The sequence below is a fragment of the Flavobacterium muglaense genome, from assembly GCF_014305155.1.
Taxonomy (GTDB): Bacteria; Bacteroidota; Bacteroidia; order Flavobacteriales; family Flavobacteriaceae; genus Flavobacterium; species Flavobacterium muglaense.
The window spans coordinates 1-17,907 of sequence record NZ_JACRUK010000007.1 but is presented as its reverse complement, the minus strand read 5'-3'; the positions used below and the strand labels follow the sequence as shown (position 1 = coordinate 17,907).

The 17,907-nt window shown below is 35.2% G+C and carries 15 protein-coding genes; 9 read left to right on the top strand and 6 right to left on the bottom strand.

What is annotated here, in order from left to right:
• Positions 1 to 3: 3 nt before the first annotated feature.
• On the top strand, positions 4 to 2,472 hold the full coding sequence (locus H8R24_RS04855) for a TonB-dependent receptor (RefSeq protein WP_222617364.1): 2,469 nt from the start codon (positions 4 to 6) through the stop codon (positions 2,470 to 2,472).
• Positions 2,473 to 2,589: 117 nt separating this feature from the next.
• Entirely contained in the window at positions 2,590 to 3,315 is a 726-nt protein-coding gene (locus H8R24_RS04850; protein ID WP_187017509.1) for a CREC-EF hand family protein, read from the top strand.
• 92 nt (positions 3,316 to 3,407) lie between these two features.
• Here the strand turns inward: H8R24_RS04850 and H8R24_RS04845 are convergent, their stop codons facing one another.
• The 5 genes from H8R24_RS04845 to H8R24_RS04825 all read right to left on the bottom strand — a co-directional run bounded on the left by H8R24_RS04845 (position 3,408) and on the right by H8R24_RS04825 (position 9,416).
• On the bottom strand, positions 3,408 to 4,109 hold the full coding sequence (locus tag H8R24_RS04845; RefSeq protein ID WP_187017510.1) for a hypothetical protein: 702 nt from the start codon (positions 4,107 to 4,109) through the stop codon (positions 3,408 to 3,410).
• A gap of 46 nt (positions 4,110 to 4,155) precedes the next feature.
• Positions 4,156 to 5,982 (bottom strand): ABC transporter ATP-binding protein, encoded by a 1,827-nt coding sequence (locus tag H8R24_RS04840; protein WP_187017511.1) that lies wholly within the window; start codon positions 5,980 to 5,982, stop codon positions 4,156 to 4,158.
• Positions 5,983 to 6,056: 74 nt separating this feature from the next.
• Positions 6,057 to 7,784 carry a phospho-sugar mutase gene (locus H8R24_RS04835; RefSeq protein WP_187017512.1) on the bottom strand — a complete coding sequence of 576 codons (1,728 nt, stop codon included), beginning with the start codon at positions 7,782 to 7,784 and terminating at the stop codon, positions 6,057 to 6,059.
• 130 nt (positions 7,785 to 7,914) lie between these two features.
• Positions 7,915 to 8,874 carry a glycosyltransferase family 2 protein gene (locus H8R24_RS04830; protein WP_187017513.1) on the bottom strand — a complete coding sequence of 320 codons (960 nt, stop codon included), beginning with the start codon at positions 8,872 to 8,874 and terminating at the stop codon, positions 7,915 to 7,917.
• 8 nt (positions 8,875 to 8,882) lie between these two features.
• Complete coding sequence (locus H8R24_RS04825; RefSeq protein ID WP_187017514.1) at positions 8,883 to 9,416, bottom strand: DUF4199 domain-containing protein; 534 nt, start codon at positions 9,414 to 9,416, stop codon at positions 8,883 to 8,885.
• 241 nt (positions 9,417 to 9,657) lie between these two features.
• On the opposite strand from H8R24_RS04825, the gene H8R24_RS04820 reads away from it, so the two are divergent.
• The 4 genes from H8R24_RS04820 (at position 9,658) to H8R24_RS04805 (ending at position 14,772) form a co-directional block, all read left to right on the top strand.
• Positions 9,658 to 9,909 carry a type B 50S ribosomal protein L31 gene (locus H8R24_RS04820; protein ID WP_187017515.1) on the top strand — a complete coding sequence of 84 codons (252 nt, stop codon included), beginning with the start codon at positions 9,658 to 9,660 and terminating at the stop codon, positions 9,907 to 9,909.
• 148 nt (positions 9,910 to 10,057) lie between these two features.
• On the top strand, positions 10,058 to 11,233 hold the full coding sequence (locus H8R24_RS04815) for a GlmU family protein (RefSeq protein ID WP_187017516.1): 1,176 nt from the start codon (positions 10,058 to 10,060) through the stop codon (positions 11,231 to 11,233).
• 271 nt (positions 11,234 to 11,504) lie between these two features.
• Entirely contained in the window at positions 11,505 to 12,968 is a 1,464-nt protein-coding gene (locus H8R24_RS04810; protein ID WP_187017517.1) for an alanine/glycine:cation symporter family protein, read from the top strand.
• A gap of 169 nt (positions 12,969 to 13,137) precedes the next feature.
• Positions 13,138 to 14,772: an ABC-F family ATP-binding cassette domain-containing protein gene (locus H8R24_RS04805; protein ID WP_187017518.1), complete on the top strand. Its 1,635-nt coding sequence runs from the start codon at positions 13,138 to 13,140 to the stop codon at positions 14,770 to 14,772.
• A 70-nt stretch (positions 14,773 to 14,842) separates the two neighbouring features.
• Here H8R24_RS04805 and H8R24_RS04800 read toward each other — a convergent pair whose 3' ends face one another.
• Entirely contained in the window at positions 14,843 to 15,127 is a 285-nt protein-coding gene (locus H8R24_RS04800; RefSeq protein ID WP_187017524.1) for a GNAT family N-acetyltransferase, read from the bottom strand.
• Between the two features lie 303 nt (positions 15,128 to 15,430).
• Here H8R24_RS04800 and H8R24_RS04795 point away from each other — a divergent pair, with 303 nt between their 5' ends.
• The 3 genes from H8R24_RS04795 to H8R24_RS04785 all read left to right on the top strand — a co-directional run.
• Positions 15,431 to 16,105 (top strand): lipase family protein, encoded by a 675-nt coding sequence (locus H8R24_RS04795; protein ID WP_187017519.1) that lies wholly within the window; start codon positions 15,431 to 15,433, stop codon positions 16,103 to 16,105.
• 36 nt (positions 16,106 to 16,141) lie between these two features.
• On the top strand, positions 16,142 to 16,936 hold the full coding sequence (locus tag H8R24_RS04790) for a lytic transglycosylase domain-containing protein (RefSeq protein WP_187017520.1): 795 nt from the start codon (positions 16,142 to 16,144) through the stop codon (positions 16,934 to 16,936).
• Between the two features lie 106 nt (positions 16,937 to 17,042).
• On the top strand, positions 17,043 to 17,907 hold an 865-nt coding region (locus H8R24_RS04785; protein ID WP_187038199.1), incomplete at its 3' end, for a transposase.

Here is a 17,907-nt window from a genome sequence, read left to right as displayed (position 1 = left end):
ATCTTGAGCGTCAAAAAAATATTTTTTGTTTTTATACTATTTTGGATATCAAATACTTCTTTTGCTCAATTTGCAAGTGTGAGAGGAGTTATTCTTGATGCTAATAATAAAGCTGTTGGTAACGTAAATATTTCTTGTAGTGGAGTGCGAACGCAGTCTAACGCAACGGGTTTTTATCAAATAAAAATTCCAGCGAATCAAAAGGAAACGATTGTTTTTACTCATATTTCCTTAAAGAAAGCAACTCTTTTTGTAAATCTGAAAGAGAACGAAAGCCAAGAGTTTAACTTGGTTATGAATGACCAACAAGAACAAATGGGGGAAATTATTGTTACTACAAACAATAAAAAACAAGTGCAAGGAATTACGGTAATCGATCCAGAAATGATTCGAAAAATACCGGGTGCAAATGCTGGTATTGAATCCGTGTTAAAATCACTTCCAGGCGTTAATTCTAATAATGAATTGAGTACACAATATGCCGTGCGAGGTGGGAATTATGATGAAAACTTAGTGTATGTCAACGAAATCGAAATTTACCGCCCATTCCTGATTCGTTCAGGGCAGCAAGAAGGCTTGAGTTTTACAAATACTGATTTGGTTCAAAATGTAGAATTTTCAGCAGGTGGTTTTCAGGCTAAGTTTGGCGATAAACTTTCATCGGTTTTAGATATTACCTACCGCAAACCTACGCAGTTTGCTGCGGCATTTGAAGCTAGTTTTCTTGGCGGAAGCCTGGCTGTGGATGCAGTTTCTACAAATAAAAAATGGTCTGCCATTACGGGTGTTCGGTATCGCAATAATAGTTTGTTGGTAAATAGTCAAGATACTCAAACAAACTATAAACCACAGTTTGCGGATGTTCAAACTAATATTAATTATCAGGCTTCTGCCAAATGGCATTGGAGTTTTTTAGGGAATATTTCTCAAAATAAATATGATTATCAACCTTTGACACGTCAAACCCGTTTTGGGACAGGTGACAACCCCATGGTTTTAAATGTATATTATGAAGGTCAGGAAAAGGATCGTTATGACACCTATTTTGGAGCCTTCAAAACGACTTATAAAGCAAGTGAGAAGTTGACTTTTAAGTTTATAGGTTCGATCTTTCATACTTTAGAACAAGAGTATTTTGATATTTTTGCTCAGTATCGCTTGGATGCAGTTGATCCTACGGTGGGTTCGGATTCCTTTGGAACAGTTTCTTATTCAGAAGGAATTGGCTCACAGCTCAATCATGCTAGGAATGATCTCGATGCTCTCATTGTTAATACAGAAATTAAGGGGTTTTACGATTGGAAGAAAAGTCAGTTGGAATGGGGTGTGAAATACACTCGTGAATCCATACGTGATAGGGTCGTGGAATGGGAAGTAATCGATTCGGCGGGATTTGCAATTAATCCGCCTATTTTAAATGTACTCAATAAAGACGAACCGTATACAACCTATTCAGGCCCACTTACACCTTATCAAAATGTACGTGCAACTAATTTTAATACCATCAATCGTTTTTCGGCCTATGGGCAATGGAGTCGAAAAACCTACCTAGGTCAGGCAGAGTTATGGATGAACGCAGGTGCTCGTATGCAAAGTTGGGTAGTAGATGGTGCAACAGAAAAAGGAAACTCGCAATTTACAGTTAGTCCAAGGGCGCAATTAGCATTAAAACCGGCTTGGGAAAAGGATATGGTTTTTAGAGTTTCGGGTGGTTTGTATCAGCAGCCGCCTTTTTATAGGGAACTTCGTGATGCTGACGGTTTGGTACATCCCAATGTACAGGCGCAAAAATCGATTCATTTTGTTGTCGGGAATGATTATAGTTTTAAAATGTGGGATCGTCCGTTTAAGTTGGTTTCAGAAATGTATTATAAGTCCTTATCGAATGTGAATACATATACAATCGAAAATGTGAGAATTAGATACGCGGCGACTAATTTGGCGAAAGCCTATGCCCAAGGATTAGATTTGAGATTGAACGGGGAATTTGTTGCAGGAACAGAATCTTGGTTGAGTTTTGGATATTTAAAAACCGAAGAAAACAGTCAGGATAAAGGGTATATCGCGCGACCTACAGATCAAAGGCTTAAATTTGGAATGCTTTTTCAGGATTATATGCCTAATATTCCATCTGTTAAGTTGTACTTGAACTTGGTTTATAATACGGGCTTGCCAGGAGGTTCTCCATCCTATGCTGATCCTTACTTATATCAAAACCGTTTGAAAGACTACCGCCGTGTTGATGTTGGTTTTTCTAAAGTTTTTATTGATTCCAATACGACTAAAAAATACAACAACTGGTTAGGGTATTTTAAAGAACTGTCAGTAGGTTTGGAAATATTTAATTTATTTAACAATCAAAATGCAATTACAAATACTTGGGTTCGTGATGTGTATTCTAAAAATGAATATGCAATTCCAAATTACATGACTACAAGGGTATTTAATATAAAATTAAGTGCTAAATTGTAAAAAAAATGAATTTTAGAAATGAAGGTTTCACACAATTTTGTCATATAATTTAGTTGTATTTAAAAGAAGCTTTTTTAAAATTCATTACATTTGGTTTTATTTTAATAGTACATGATCATGAGAAAAATACATATAGCAATACTAGGAATTTCGTTTTTACTTGTAACAAGTTGTAAAGAGGAGGTGGAAAAGCCAAAAGTGATTTATGATTCTACTGCTAAAGGGAAACAAACTACTATAGTTGATTCTACGCAGGTGTCACTTGCTGATTTGCCAATACAAATGGAGGGGACGGATTATTTGATTCATCCTGTGGGTGATTTAAGAGTATATGAGAGAGGTTCTAGGTCTTCGAGGTATGGTTCGTCTAGTGTAATAGACTTAAGTTTTACAATTTCAAATTATGGAGATAATGAGATCACAGGTTATTTACAAAATTTGAAATTTCAAAAAACCGATTCAGATTCGATTCATACTTTGACTGATAAACCTGCTTTGATTTTGACTGCTACTTATTTACAAGCAGTTTCTGACAGAACCAAAAAACAAATTATGGTCTATACCATGTATGATGTGGATACAAACCGTGATGGAAAATTGGATACGAGTGATATTAAATCGTTGTATTTAAGTGATATTAGCGGAAAAGGGTTTACCAAAATTTCAGCCGATTATCAAGAATTGATCGATTGGAATTTAATTGAGTCTAAAAGCCGTTTGTATTTTAGAACTGTTGAAGATACCAATAAAAACGGGCGATTTGACAAAAATGATGTGGTGCACTATAATTATGTTAACCTAGCTAATGGTGAGTGGAAAGTAGCTACCTACCAACCTATTTAGGAATTTGCAATAGCGTAACAAATTCAATTGTTTTAGATTAAGGATTGAGGATTAATTGCATCCGTTCTATAGCAATTATATAATAAGCGCGATTATATTAAAATATCGCTTTCAAGATCTGACTTTTCTATGGTAAAGTTAAAATCGAGTTGCTTTACAAGTTGAATCACTAAGTTTTTATACCAGTTTTCAGACTTCGGGTGGATGTAGATTTTTTCGATCAATTGGTTGATGTCTATGTTTATCTTTAATCCATCGTTGAGGGTTATTGTACTATCTGCAACATCAGTAATGATACGTACTTCACGCTCATACTGAAAACTTTTTCGTTTAAACAGAAAAGGGAAAAACATATCGTCAAACGGAATGTACTCTTTTTTGTAATCAATGTAATTTACCTCGCCTATATACTGTTTGTAATTATTTTCAGGAGCAAGTGCTTGCTGTAGTCTTCCAATGGTTGATTGTATTGCAAGTCCTTCGCTGTTTTGCGTAAAAATTTGCCACATGGCAAATGATTCGTATTCATTAATATGCCAGCTGCTAATCGCTACTTTTTCACGATGCGTTTTGTAGAATTTCAAGAAATCAGGATTATCCTTGGATAGTCTTTTTATTTCTTCAAAAGTAGGCTCGCTAAAAGTGCCTTCGTATTGATCTTCAAATTTATCAGATCTCGACATGAATAGTTTTCTAGACATCAACAAGTCTAAAAACTTAGATAGGTCTAAATACTTCCAAACAACAGTATCTAGATCTTCGGTAAGAGTGATATTTGAGTTGGTGTGGTACATTTTTATCTAGCGTATTTACTTATTTGTTTGTAAGCATGCAGTTTATTTATTCAAATGACTGCATGCTTACTAATTTATTATACATGCCATTCAAGGCAATTAGGGCTTCGTGTTTTCCTTGCTCTACAATTTTTCCTTTTTGCATTACTACAATTAAATCGGCTTTTTGAATGGTCGAAAGTCGGTGTGCAATAACAATCGATGTACGGTTTTGCATCATATTTTCTAATGCTACTTGTACAAACTTTTCACTTTCGGTATCTAATGCTGATGTTGCTTCATCCAAAATCATAATTGGAGGGTTTTTTAATACCGCTCTCGCAATAGATAAACGTTGTTTTTGTCCACCAGAAAGCTTGTTTCCACTGTCTCCAATGTTTGTGTATATGCCTTTTGGTAAATCTTTGACAAACTCATACGCATTGGCAATTTTAAGCGCTTCGATGATCTCGTCATCTGTCGCGTCTTGTTTTCCTAATGCTATATTCGCTTTGATCGTGTCATTGAATAAGATGCTATCTTGCGTAACGAGTCCCATTAAACCACGTAAGGATTGAAGATTCATGTCCTTGATGTTAGTGTTGTCAATAGCAATAGTTCCATCGTGTACATCATAAAAACGAGTTAGTAAATTAGCAATAGTACTTTTACCGCTTCCTGACTGTCCTACAAGGGCAACTGTTTGTCCCTTTTTTATTTGCAACGAAAAATCTTTTAATACAATTTCATCTTCGTATTTAAAGTTGATGTTGTTAATGGCAATACTAGAATCAAATGTTTCTTTTTGGATTGCATTTTCTTTAGATACAATTGGGTTTTGTTGGTCTAGAATCTCAAGTACTCGTTCTGCTGCAGCATTTCCTCTTTTTACACTATAAGATGCTTTCGAAATGGATTTTGCTGGTGTCAAGATGTTGTAAGCTAATCCCATGTAAGCAATAAAAGCAGCACCATTTAAAGTTTTTTCAAGTAAAACCATACTTCCTCCGTACCACAATAAAATAGCAATTATCATAATACCCATGAATTCACTCATCGGTGAAGCTAGATTTTGTCGGTTGCCTATGTTGTTGGATAGTTTAAAAAAACGTTCTGTTGATTCGGTAAATATGCGATTGAAATAAGCTTCGGAATTGTATCCTTTTACCACCTTTAAGCCGCCAAGAGTTTCTTCGATAGTAGATAAAAAGATACCTTGTTCTTCTTGCGCTTTAGTAGATTGTTTTTTTAATTGTTTACCAATAAGGGAAATTACATAACCAGAAACGGGGATGAAAATAAATACAAATAAAGTCAGTTTTACACTGATGGTAAGCATTGCAATTATGGTAAATACAATAGTTAACGGTTCTTTTACAGCAAGTTCTAAAATAGATAAAAACGAAGTTTGAACTTCATTTACATCGGCAGATATTCTAGCAATTACGTCTCCTTTTCTTTTTTCTGAGAAAAAGGCCAAAGGCAAGTCAATTGTTTTCTTATACATAGCATTTCGCATGTCTCTTAAGATACCGTTTCTTAGAAATGTGATGAAAAACAATGCTAAATAATCGCTTAGGTTTTTTAGTAAAAATATTGAAATAATGACAGCGACCATGATGGATAAAGTGTGTCCTACGCCATAAGTGTCTGTCGTCGTTGTGATGTAATAGCTTAAATAATCCTCGGCAAATGTTTTAAATTCCCAGATTCCCGTATATTTTGGTTCAATTGAATTTCTTTTAGTTTGGTCAAACAATACTTGCATCATTGGGATCAATGACATGAAAGAAAGTGTGCTGAACAGCGCGTATAAAACATTGAAAAATATGTTGAGATACGCATATTTTTTATAAGGAATTATGAATGAGAATATTCTTTTAAAATTATTCATGAGGGTATTTATTAGTAAAGCCCAACACCTTCCTGGGTCGAAGATGTTGGGACTATAAACTTAATTGGTGATTATTATGTCAATTGCATTGAAGCAATGATGTTTTTTATTTTTTGATCTAATTCTGCTTCTGCAGCATCAAAATCTTCTACAGCGTCTAGCGTAGTGTTTACACTGATGTAGAATTTAATTTTGGGTTCTGTTCCACTGGGTCTTGCACATATTTTTGACCCGTCTTCTGTATAGTAAATCAATACATTCGATTTTGGGATCGCCATTGTAGTTTCGGTATTGTCAAGTAAGTTTTTGGCTTTTGATGATTGATAATCTTCTACCATAATTACTCTTTGTCCGTTGATTTCTTTCAATGGATTTTCACGTAAATCAATCATCATTTGGTTGATTTCTTGAATTCCTTCCATTCCTTTTTTAGTCAACGATACTAAATATTCTTTATAAAAACCGTGGTCTACATAAAGTTTAAGTAATTCTTTGTAAACAGTGCTTCCATTGGCTTTTGCTTGAGCGGCAACTTCGCATATCAATAAAGTAGCTGCAACAGCATCTTTATCACGAACAGCATCACCCACCATGAAGCCAAAGCTCTCTTCGCCACCGCCTATAAAATCAAGTTCTGGGAAGTCTTTGATCATTTTGGCAATCCATTTAAAACCAGTCAAGCCCACTTTGCACTCTACCTCGTAATTTGTAGCTAGCTCCATCATCATTGGTGTAGATACAATCGTAGATCCTACAAATTGTTTTCCATTTATTTTACCCGCTTTTTTCCATTGTTCTAATAGGAAAGCAGTCATCAAAATCATTGTTTGGTTTCCGTTTAGCAACGTCATTTGCCCTTCGTTATTTCTAACGGCAACTCCTAGACGGTCACAATCTGGATCTGTACCTATCACGATGTCCGAATTTGTTTTGTCTGCCAGTGCTAGCGCCATTGCTAGTGCTTCTGGCTCCTCAGGATTTGGCGATTTTACAGTGGGGAAATTCCCGTTTGGTACGCGTTGCTCTTCTACAATATTCACATGGGTGTATCCAGCTTGTGCTAGCGTATCAGGAACAAGTGTGATCGAAGTTCCGTGCAAAGAAGTAAATACAATATTTAAGGCTTCTTTTGCCGCTGTTGGTGTGTTGAAACTCGCGTTTTCAATAGACGATTTTATAAATGCCTTGTCTACGTCTGTATCAATATAGTGAATTAAATCTTCATTGGCATCAAACTTAATTTCGCTGTAATTTAACCCTTCAATAACATTGATGATTCCAGTGTCTTCCGGCGGAACAATTTGCCCACCGTCTTGCCAGTACACTTTGTATCCGTTGTATTCCGGCGGATTATGTGAGGCTGTAAGTACAATTCCACATTGGCAACCCAAATGTTTAACCGCAAATGATAATTCTGGAGTAGGTCTTAATTCCGAAAACAAAAATACTTCAATACCATTGGCCGAAAATACATCTGCCACCGTTTTAGCAAGCGTATCACTGTTTTGACGACAGTCATAAGCAATTACCGCTTTCAAAGGTTGGTTAGGAAACGCTGTCTTTAAATAATTAGAAAGGCCTTGCGTGCTTTTTCCAAGGGTGTATTTATTGATGCGATTGTTTCCCACGCCCATGACACCGCGCATTCCACCGGTTCCAAATTCAAGATTTTTATAAAAACTTTCCTCAAGTTCCTTTGGCGATGAAGCAATCATTGCCTTAATAGCTTCCTGTGTAGCGTTATCAAATGTAGGTGTTAACCATTCATTTACAGCATCCAAAATGTTTTGTTTGATATCCATTTTATATGTTTTTAGTTTAAGTTTTAAAGTACTCCCTTTATTATTAGGAGCTATTTCCTGCTATCCGTTGCAATCTTTATGTTTTTAAAGAAAAAACATAAAGGATTTCCACTGCTATCAGGGCTAGGGCTTATTTTAAATTAACTTCGTTCGCAATTTTATAACGCTCTTCATTGTTCTTCGTTCGCAAAACAATTTCGCCTAGAAAACCAGCCAAAAACAACTGAGTTCCTAAAACCATTGTAGTCAACGCAATAAAAAACCAAGGATTATCAGTCACTAGGTTATACCTCATGTTGTTGTACATATGGTACAATTTTGAAAAACCAATATAGCCAGCAAGTACAAACCCAATCATGAACATCAAAGAACCCATGGCGCCAAACAAGTGCATCGGTCTTTTGCCAAAACGAGATAAAAACCAAATCGTAATTAAATCTAGAAAGCCATTGACAAAACGCTCCATACCAAATTTAGTTTCGCCGTATTTTCTAGCTTGGTGTTGTACTACTTTTTCGCCTATTTTTCCAAAACCAGCATTCTTAGCAAGAACCGGAATGTAACGGTGCATTTCGCCCGAAACTTCTACGTTTTTTACAACTATATTTTTATAAGCCTTCAAGCCACAATTAAAATCATTCAATGCAACCCCCGATGTTTTTCGAGCGGCCCAGTTAAATAATTTTGACGGAATATTTTTAGCCACCACAGAGTCGTAACGCTTTTTCTTCCATCCAGAAACCAAATCATAATTTTCATTGGTTACCATATTATATAAGCCCGGAATTTCTTCTGGGCTATCTTGTAAATCAGCATCCATAGTGATAATAACATCACCTTGAGCCTTTGCAAATCCAGCGTGTAAGGCCTGTGATTTACCAAAGTTTCTCATGAAACGTACTCCTTTAATATGTGGATTTTCTTGAGCAAATTGTTCAATTATTGACCAAGATTTGTCCGTACTTCCATCGTCAAGAAAGATAACTTCGTAACTGTAATTATTAGCTTGCATCACTTTTATAATCCAAGTATATAATTCTTGAAGTGACTCCTCTTCATTAAGAAGTGGTATTAGTATTGATAAATTCATTTATTTTGTTATTCTCTTGATGAAGCTGAGCCTTTAAAAAATGCAGCTAATATTAATCCTAATATGGCGTAACCTAAAACACTAAAAATAGATCCCTTAAGTAGTTCTAGTGGTGAAAATTGATCTGTTTCTTTTAATTTACTAACCGCTTCGTTTATTGCTGAAGCCGGTGTGTTGAACTTGCTTAATGTTTCAATTAAAAACTTTGCAGATAAGTCACGAATCGTGTCTTTGGCAGCTGGATCAACATAATTGAACAAAATAATATTGAAAAATACAGAAATAAAAACTCCAATTACGGCAGAGATGAAATAAGTTGTAAAGGCTTCTTTGTATGAAAAGATTCCATTTAGTTCTTTTTTGGTCTTACTTAGCAAAACAATACCTATTACTAACCTAATAGCCAAACTAGCAAAAGCAACCCATCCAGATACAAATAATTTTAAGTCAATAACGTACAACGCAGTTGTAAATACTATTGAAGCTAGTCCAGTTATTAGACCAAAACTTAATCCATTTTTCTTAATAATTTCATTTATCATTTTTGTTGGTTTTAAATTAATGTACAAATATAGTAATTCCCAATATAATCGAAGGTATAAAACATTTTTTACTATTTGATAAAAAAAAGTGAGCAATGAATTGTTTATTGAAAAATAATTGTAAATTTGCACACTCAAAATAACAGATTAAAACAAAAAGTTATAATGAATTTATACCTTTCTCGTTAAACAGAAAGCTTCAAAAGGAATTATAGCCAAACAAATAAAAAAGAATTACAAGATGAAAAAAGGTGTACACCCAGAGAATTACAGATTAGTTGCGTTTAAAGACATGTCGAATGAAGAAGTTTTTATCACTAAATCTACAGCAGATACAAAAGAGACAATTACAGTTGATGGTGTTGAATACCCAGTTGTAAAATTAGAGATCTCTAGAACTTCTCACCCTTTTTACACAGGTAAAAACAAACTTATCGATACTGCAGGACGTATTGACAAGTTCAAAACTAAATACGCTAAACACGTTAAATAATTTTAACCTGTTTTCAATTATAGTAAAGCCTTCCATATCGGAAGGCTTTTTTTATTGCTTTAAATGGAGTGGATAAGGAGTAAACTTGTTGACGAAACAAATAAAAACTTTGTAACTTTGGCTCTTTGTAACTTTGAAACTTTATACAATGAACTACATACTTTTTGACGGGCCTGCTCGTAATGCATTATTACCATTAACTTTTACACGTCCTGTTGCTGATATCCTGATCGGGATTATGACCATTCGTCAAAAATGGGAAATGCATTTGGGATCTACCACTACTACATTAACCGAAGAATATTTGTCTCAAAAATATCCTATGGTAGAATTGGAGGAGAATGTAATGATCAATGCGTCTTTTATTCCGAATCCAGTTTTGGTTGAGATGATTTATAATATGGAACCTAATCAGGCTATTTTTAAAGGGGAAGATGTTATTGCTTTTTATACCTTAGAAAATCAAGAAGAAGTAGATTTTGATTCGTATGAAGTGCTGGAATATGAAGGGGATTGTTTGACGGTGATGAATACTTGGGATATTTTCTCTAAGAATGATGCCTCAATTCGTGAAGATTTCGAATTCTTAACGGAAGATAGAAAATCACAACCAATTCCGAAAAGTGTAAACGTAATTGCACCCGAGAATGTGTTTATTGAAGAAGGTGCAAAGTTAGAGTTTGTAACTCTTAACGCGTCTACTGGGCCTATTTATATAGGTAAAAATGCCGAAATCATGGAAGGTTCCGTAATTCGTGGGCCTTTTGCTTTGTGTGAAGGTGCTGCCGTTAAGATGGCTGCTAAAATTTATGGAGCTACAACTGTAGGGCCCAACTCAAAAGTAGGAGGAGAAATCAATAATTCGGTTCTGTTTAGTAATTCAAACAAAGGCCATGATGGGTTTTTAGGTAATTCGGTTTTAGGAGAATGGTGCAATATTGGAGCAGATAGTAATAATTCGAATCTGAAAAATAATTATGAAGAGGTAAAGTTGTGGAGTTATGAAACCGAAGGTTTTGCTAAAACAGGTTTGCAGTTTTGCGGTTTGATTATGGGAGATCATAGTAAATGCGGTATCAACACCATGTTTAATACAGGAACTGTTATTGGTGTAAGTGCTAATATTTTTGGTAGCGGTTTTCCTCGCAATTTTGTTCCAAGTTTTTCTTGGGGTGGTGCTTCAGGTTTTACGACTTATATTACTAAAAAAGCGTTTGAAACGGCTCGTTTAGTAATGAGTAGGCGCAATGTAGAATTTGATGAAACAGAAGCGGCTATACTGGAGCATGTTTTTGAAGTCACTAAGAAATGGCGAAAAGAATAATCTGTTAGAAAATAGATAAATATATAAGAATGGGCCTTGTCTGAATAGATAAGGCCTTTTTTTTATGTTGGAAAAGCTGTTAAAATAATGGTCTATCTGTAAATTAGAGGTATTTTGTATACTGTTGATTTTTTAGGTTTTAAAAGGTGTTTGGTTGTTTTTTATGGCTTTTAGTTAGCTTTTTGTTTTGATATGTTATAATTTTATAAAAAAATGAAGTAAAGAACTGTTTTTGCTGATTTTTTGATAATTATTAATTTAAAATAAATATATGGAAGAGATTATTGGCTTGTTAAATGATATTGTGTGGAGTAATGCTTTAATTGTTTTGTGTTTGGGTACGGGACTTTATTTTTCGATTCGAACTCGTTTTTTACAAGTGCGACATATTAAAGAAATGTTTCGTTTATTATTTGATGGTAAAAGTTCTGAATCGGGAGTGTCTTCTTTTCAAGCTTTGTCAATGTCTTTAGCAGGTAGAGTAGGTACAGGTAATATTGCCGGAGTAGCTACTGCAATTGCATTTGGTGGTCCAGGAGCTTTGTTCTGGATGTGGATGGTGGCCTTTTTTGGGGCAAGTACCGCATTTGTCGAGGCAACATTAGCACAAATTTACAAAGAGAAACACCTAGGGCAGTTCCGTGGAGGTCCTGCTTTTTATATAGAAAGAGGTTTAGGGGTCAAATGGTTCGGAATTCTATTTGCCGTAGTTTCGGTTATTTCAGCAGGATTGTTATTGCCTGGAGTGCAAGCAAACTCAGTTGCTGATGGGATACAAAATGCTTTTCAATTAGATACTTGGGTTTCGGGAATATTGGTGGCTGTTATTTTTGGTGCTATCGTTTTTGGTGGGGTAAAAAGAATTGCAAAGTTCACCGAGTTTGTGGTGCCTATCATGGCTATCGGGTATATCTTGATCGTTTTAGTAATCATTGCAATCGACTTTGATCAGCTTCCAGGGGTGATTTCATTAGTTTTTAAAAGTGCTTTTAATATGGAGGCTGGTTTTGGAGCTGTTTTTGGTTTAGCTATTCAATGGGGAGTTAAAAGAGGAATTTATTCAAATGAAGCGGGTCAAGGAACTGCGCCTCATATTGCTGCTGCCGCAAATGTGACGCATCCTACCAAGCAAGGATTAGTACAATCATTTTCGGTTTATATTGATACTTTATTAGTGTGTTCTGCAACAGGGTTTATGTTGTTAATTACCGGGAAGTACAATGTGCAAAATCCAGCTTTCGGAACTGGAAATGCATCAGAATTTTTATATAATGGAGCTTCAAATGTATCTGTAGGTCCTGGTTTTACGCAAAGCGCCATGGATAGTGTTTTTCCTGGTTTTGGTTCGTACTTTGTAGCTGTAGCGTTATTTTTCTTTGCCTTTACAACTATATTGGCTTACTATTATATTGCCGAAACGAATATTTCTTATCTAACCAGAAACTTAAGTTCACCTATTTACAATCATATTCTAAAAATTGTAATGATGTTAGTGATCATGTATGGGTCTATCAATCAAGCAAAACTGGCTTGGGATATTGGTGATTTGGGTGTAGGATTAATGGCTTGGTTCAATATTATTGCTATTTTGCTTTTGCAAAAACCAGCACTTCTAGCACTGAAAGATTACGAAAGACAAAAGAAAGAAGGAAAAGATCCGATGTTTAATCCAGAAGATATTGGGGTTAAAAATGCCCATATTTGGAATACCATAAACAAAGAAAATAAGGAATAACAACTTAAGTTGTATTGGTATAAAGCTTCTAGCGGCAGGGAATAATTCTGTTTCTAGAAGCTTTCATTTTATAATAAACCAATTAGTTATTTAAACTATCTTTGCACTTTTAAAAAATAACTCGGTTTTCAGTTTTTTTGAGCAACCGAATCTAGAAATCTATATTACAATGATTACAGTTAACGATATTTCAGTACAGTTTGGTGGTACTACGCTTTTTAGCGATGTTTCTTTTGCTATAAATGAGAATGATAAAATTGCCCTTATGGGTAAAAATGGAGCGGGTAAATCTACGCTTCTTAAAATAATTGCAGGTCAAAGTAAACCATCTACTGGGAATATTTCGGCACCAAAAGAGGCTGTTGTTGCTTATTTGCCACAGCATTTATTGACTACTGACGGTGCTACTGTTATGGAGGAAACTTCAAAAGCGTTTGGTGAAATTTTTGGTATGAAAGCGGAGATTGACGAAATCAATGAGCAGTTAACCATTCGTACTGATTATGAAAGTGATGCTTACATGAAATTAATCGAAAGAGTTTCGGACTTGAGCGAGAAATTTTATGCGATCGAAGAGGTGAATTATGAAGCGGAGGTTGAAAAAATCTTAACTGGTTTAGGTTTCGAAAGAGAAGATTTTACACGACAAACTTCAGAGTTTTCTGGAGGTTGGAGAATGCGAATTGAGCTGGCCAAAATTCTTTTGCAAAAGCCAGATTTAATTTTGCTAGATGAGCCTACCAATCATATGGATATTGAAAGTATTCAGTGGTTAGAGGATTTCTTGATTAATTCGGCGAAAGCTGTTGTGGTAATTTCGCACGATAGAGCATTTGTAGATAATATCACAAACCGTACTATTGAAGTAACAATGGGGCGTATTTATGATTATAAAGCCAAATATTCTCATTACTTAGAACTGAGAAAAGACCGTCGCATGCACCAACAAAAAGCATACGATGAACAACAACGTATGATTGCTGATAATAGAACTTTTATTGATCGTTTTAAAGGAACTTTTTCTAAAACAGATGCCGTGCAATCTCGTGTTAAGATGTTGGAGAAATTAGTTATTGTTCAAGTTGATGAAGTAGATACATCAGCCTTGAAATTAAAGTTTCCTGCAGCGGTTCGTTCAGGGCAATATCCGGTGATTGTAAAGGATTTATGTAAATCATACGGGGATCATGTGGTTTTCAAGGATGCTAATATTGTGATCGAAAGAGGTCAAAAGGTTGCGTTTGTAGGGAAGAATGGTGAGGGGAAGTCGACGATGATTAAAGCCATCATGAAGGAGATAGGAATTGATAGCGGAAGTTTGGAGATTGGTCACAATTCTCAAATTGGTTATTTTGCACAAAATCAAGCGGCGCTTTTAAATGAAAATGCTACTATTTTTGAAACGATTGATGATATTGCTGTTGGTGATGTTCGTACAAAAATTAAAGATATTTTAGGGGCTTTTATGTTTCACGGAGATGATGTGACCAAAAAAGTGAAAGTGCTTTCAGGTGGAGAGAAAACACGTTTAGCAATGATTAAATTATTGCTAGAGCCAGTAAATTTATTGATTCTGGATGAGCCTTCCAATCACTTGGATATGAAAACGAAAGATATTATTAAAGAAGCACTTCGTGATTTTGAAGGGACTTTGATCTTGGTTTCTCATGATAGAGATTTCCTAGATGGTTTAGCTACTAAGGTTTTTGAATTTGGAAACAAACGTGTCGTAGAGCATTTTGAAGATATTACTGGTTTCTTGGCTAACAAGAAAATGGAAAGCATGAGAGAGATAGAAAAATAAGACCGCTATTTCATCAATATAAAAAAGCCCTCAACTTGCAATTGCTTGTTGGGGGCTTTTTGAATGATGATTAAAGTCTAATTCCGGGCGGAAGTAATTCTTTGTATTCTGGGTTTTTTTTAAAGAAAACCACTATTTTGGGTAGTATTGGTACGACTTTTAGTTTTTGCTCTATCGCGATCGCCATGATTTCGCTTAAAAAGAGGGAAATAAATGCTTCGTTTTCATATTCTTCGGGTGTATTTATCTTAGTTAAGAAAATTTTTCTTTCTTGAAAGGAATATTCTACTGAAACTAAACCTTCTTTGGTAGTGGTTTCAAATTGTCTGGCAAAAGTGTTGTCTTTGATTTCCATGATGTCTTGGTGTGGTGTTTTTTGGGAGGGCATTTTTATATTAAAAAACATCTAAAAAACAGTTTTGACTGCTAATTGATATGGTTTTTTATAATTGTCAATGCTGCTCCTTACAAAGGTATCGATTTGATTTTCAATATCAAATCATTTTTAAAGGGAACTGCTTAGTTGTTTTAGTACTAGTTGAGGCTCATAATTTATTACTAATTAAACTACAGGAACTATTTTAAGTAGAATAAAAAAATTAATTTTATACCCAATTCAGTGCTAATGTTGAATGCTGTGAAATAATGATTCATAATTATGAGTAAGATCCCTGTGTATTTTATGCCCGGTTTAGCGGCAAGTCCTCTTATCTTTGAGCGTATCGCCTTGCCTGAGGAAGATTTCGAAATGGTTTTACTAGAGTGGGAGCTTCCGTTGGAAAACGAATCTTTGGCTAATTATGCTAAGCGCATGGCAACCAAAGTTACGCACGAAAGTCCTGTTTTAGTAGGTGTTTCATTTGGGGGTATTTTAGTACAGGAGATGGCTCGTTTTTTAGAGCCTAGAAAAGTTATAATTATATCTAGTGTCAAAAGCAATTTGGAACTTCCTAGACGAATGAAGGTGGCCAAAACAACTAAGGCTTACAAGTTGATTCCGATGAATTTGATTTTGAATTTAGAGAATCTCGCTAAGTTTTCTTTTGGTGAAAAAATCAATCAAAGGCTAAAATTGTATGAGAAGTTCTTATCGGTACGCGATATTGGTTATTTACAATGGGCTGTTGAGAAAGTTATACTATGGGATAGAACCATAGCTGATGAAAAGGTAATTCATATTCATGGCGATGCCGATGACGTTTTTCCAATCAAATATATTAAAGGTTGCACGGTGGTGCAGGGCGGTACTCATGTTATGATTTTGAATAAATACAAATGGCTTAATAAAAATTTGCCTGCTATAATTATGGATTCCTTTGATTTTAAAGGTTAATTTTGCACGCTCAAAGAAGTTAAGGAAAAAGGGAAGATGAAAGGATATAGTAAAATTGGGATTGTAGTTGGTTTAGTAGTTGTGAGTGGTTTTTTTATTTTTGCGACTACAGATGAAATAAAAGATAAAGTAGAAACAACGGAATCGGTGAGTTATTTTCCGGTTGTTGCGAACTTTGCGAACGAGGAAGTACCTTTGCAAATAGCAGATGTGAAAGAAAGATTGGATCGAGAGTTAATAGTAAATATTAATTTGCATTCGTCTACTATTCTAGCTATAAAACGGGCCAATCGTGTTTTTCCTATTATAGAACCCATCTTGAAAAGAAACGGGATTCCAGATGATTTTAAGTACCTTGCTGTGATTGAAAGCGGCTTGGTGAATGTGGTTTCACCAGCTGGTGCTCGTGGTGTTTGGCAATTTATGCCCGAAACGGCAAAGGAACGCGGCATGGAAGTGACCGATGGAGTAGATGAACGATATGATTTAATAAAGGCCACCGAAGGAGCTTGTAGTTATTTTTTAAGTGCCAAAGGCAAGTTTGGTTCTTGGACACTTGCGGCTGCTTCTTATAACGGGGGAATGGGTGGTGTGAATAAGCAGATGGATATTCAAAGCGAAAGTAATTACTATGATTTATTGCTCACCGAGGAAACGTCGCGCTATGTGTTTAGGATCCTTGCATTGAAGGAAATTATGAAGAACCCGAAGAAATTTGGTTTTGAATTACCTACCGCCGATTTGTATCAGTTGTTGCCTTCAAAGAAAGTCGAAGTAGATAGTACAGTTACGGACTTAGTTGCTTTTGCGAAAGCGCAAGGGATTAATTAGGGCTTGCTGAAAAATTGCAAATCCAATAAAACAGAGGTATTTAGAGCTACTTTTTCTTGTTTAAATGCAAAGAATTCTTTATTTTTAAAGAAAAAAGCTTGCAGTTATGTTCAATTATACGGCACAAAACCAGTTGGAAATTTTTGATTTTAAAACCGAATTCCAGAGCAAATTAGACCCTAATAATAGATGGGTAAAAATGGCAAAACTCCTTGATTGGGACAGACTTGCAGAGGTTTATAGTCAGAATTTCAGTTCAACAATGGGTGCCAAAGGTATTGATGCCCGAATCATAATCGGTGCTTTGATAATCAAGCATATAGAGGCTAAAGATGATAGAGGCACCATAGATGCAATCAAGGAAAATCCATATATGCAGTTTTTTCTTGGTTTTGACCATTTCAGTTCAGAAGCAGTATTTGATCCGAGTCTCTTTGTACATATCAGAAAGCGTTTATGCAATGGAGATTTTGACAAAATGAACCAAGTAATAATAGCCCAAGCGTTGAATTTAAACGAAAAAGACAAGACCAAAGAGGAACGAAAAAATACCGACGAAGATAATTTTTCGCACAATGACTCCAGTCACGAACCGACAAACAAAGGAAAGTTGCAGATGGATGCAACCATTGCAGATGCCCATATCAAATTTCCTACCGATTTGAGTTTATTAAACGATAGTCGTGAAAAATCAGAAAAGTTGATTGATAGACTATGTTTGTCACTAAGGCTGCCCAAACCAAGAACTTACCGCAGAGAGGCAAGAAAAAAATGGTTGAATTTATCCAAAAGCAAGAAGAATAGTTTTAAACAAATACAAAACGGCATCAAACAACAGCTCAATTATTTAAAAAGAAACATCAAAAGCATTGATAAAATACTGGAAGACAATCAGTTGTCACTATGTTGTTTTGACAAGAAGGAATACAAATATCTGTTGGTCATAAAAGAATTGCACAGACAGCAATTGG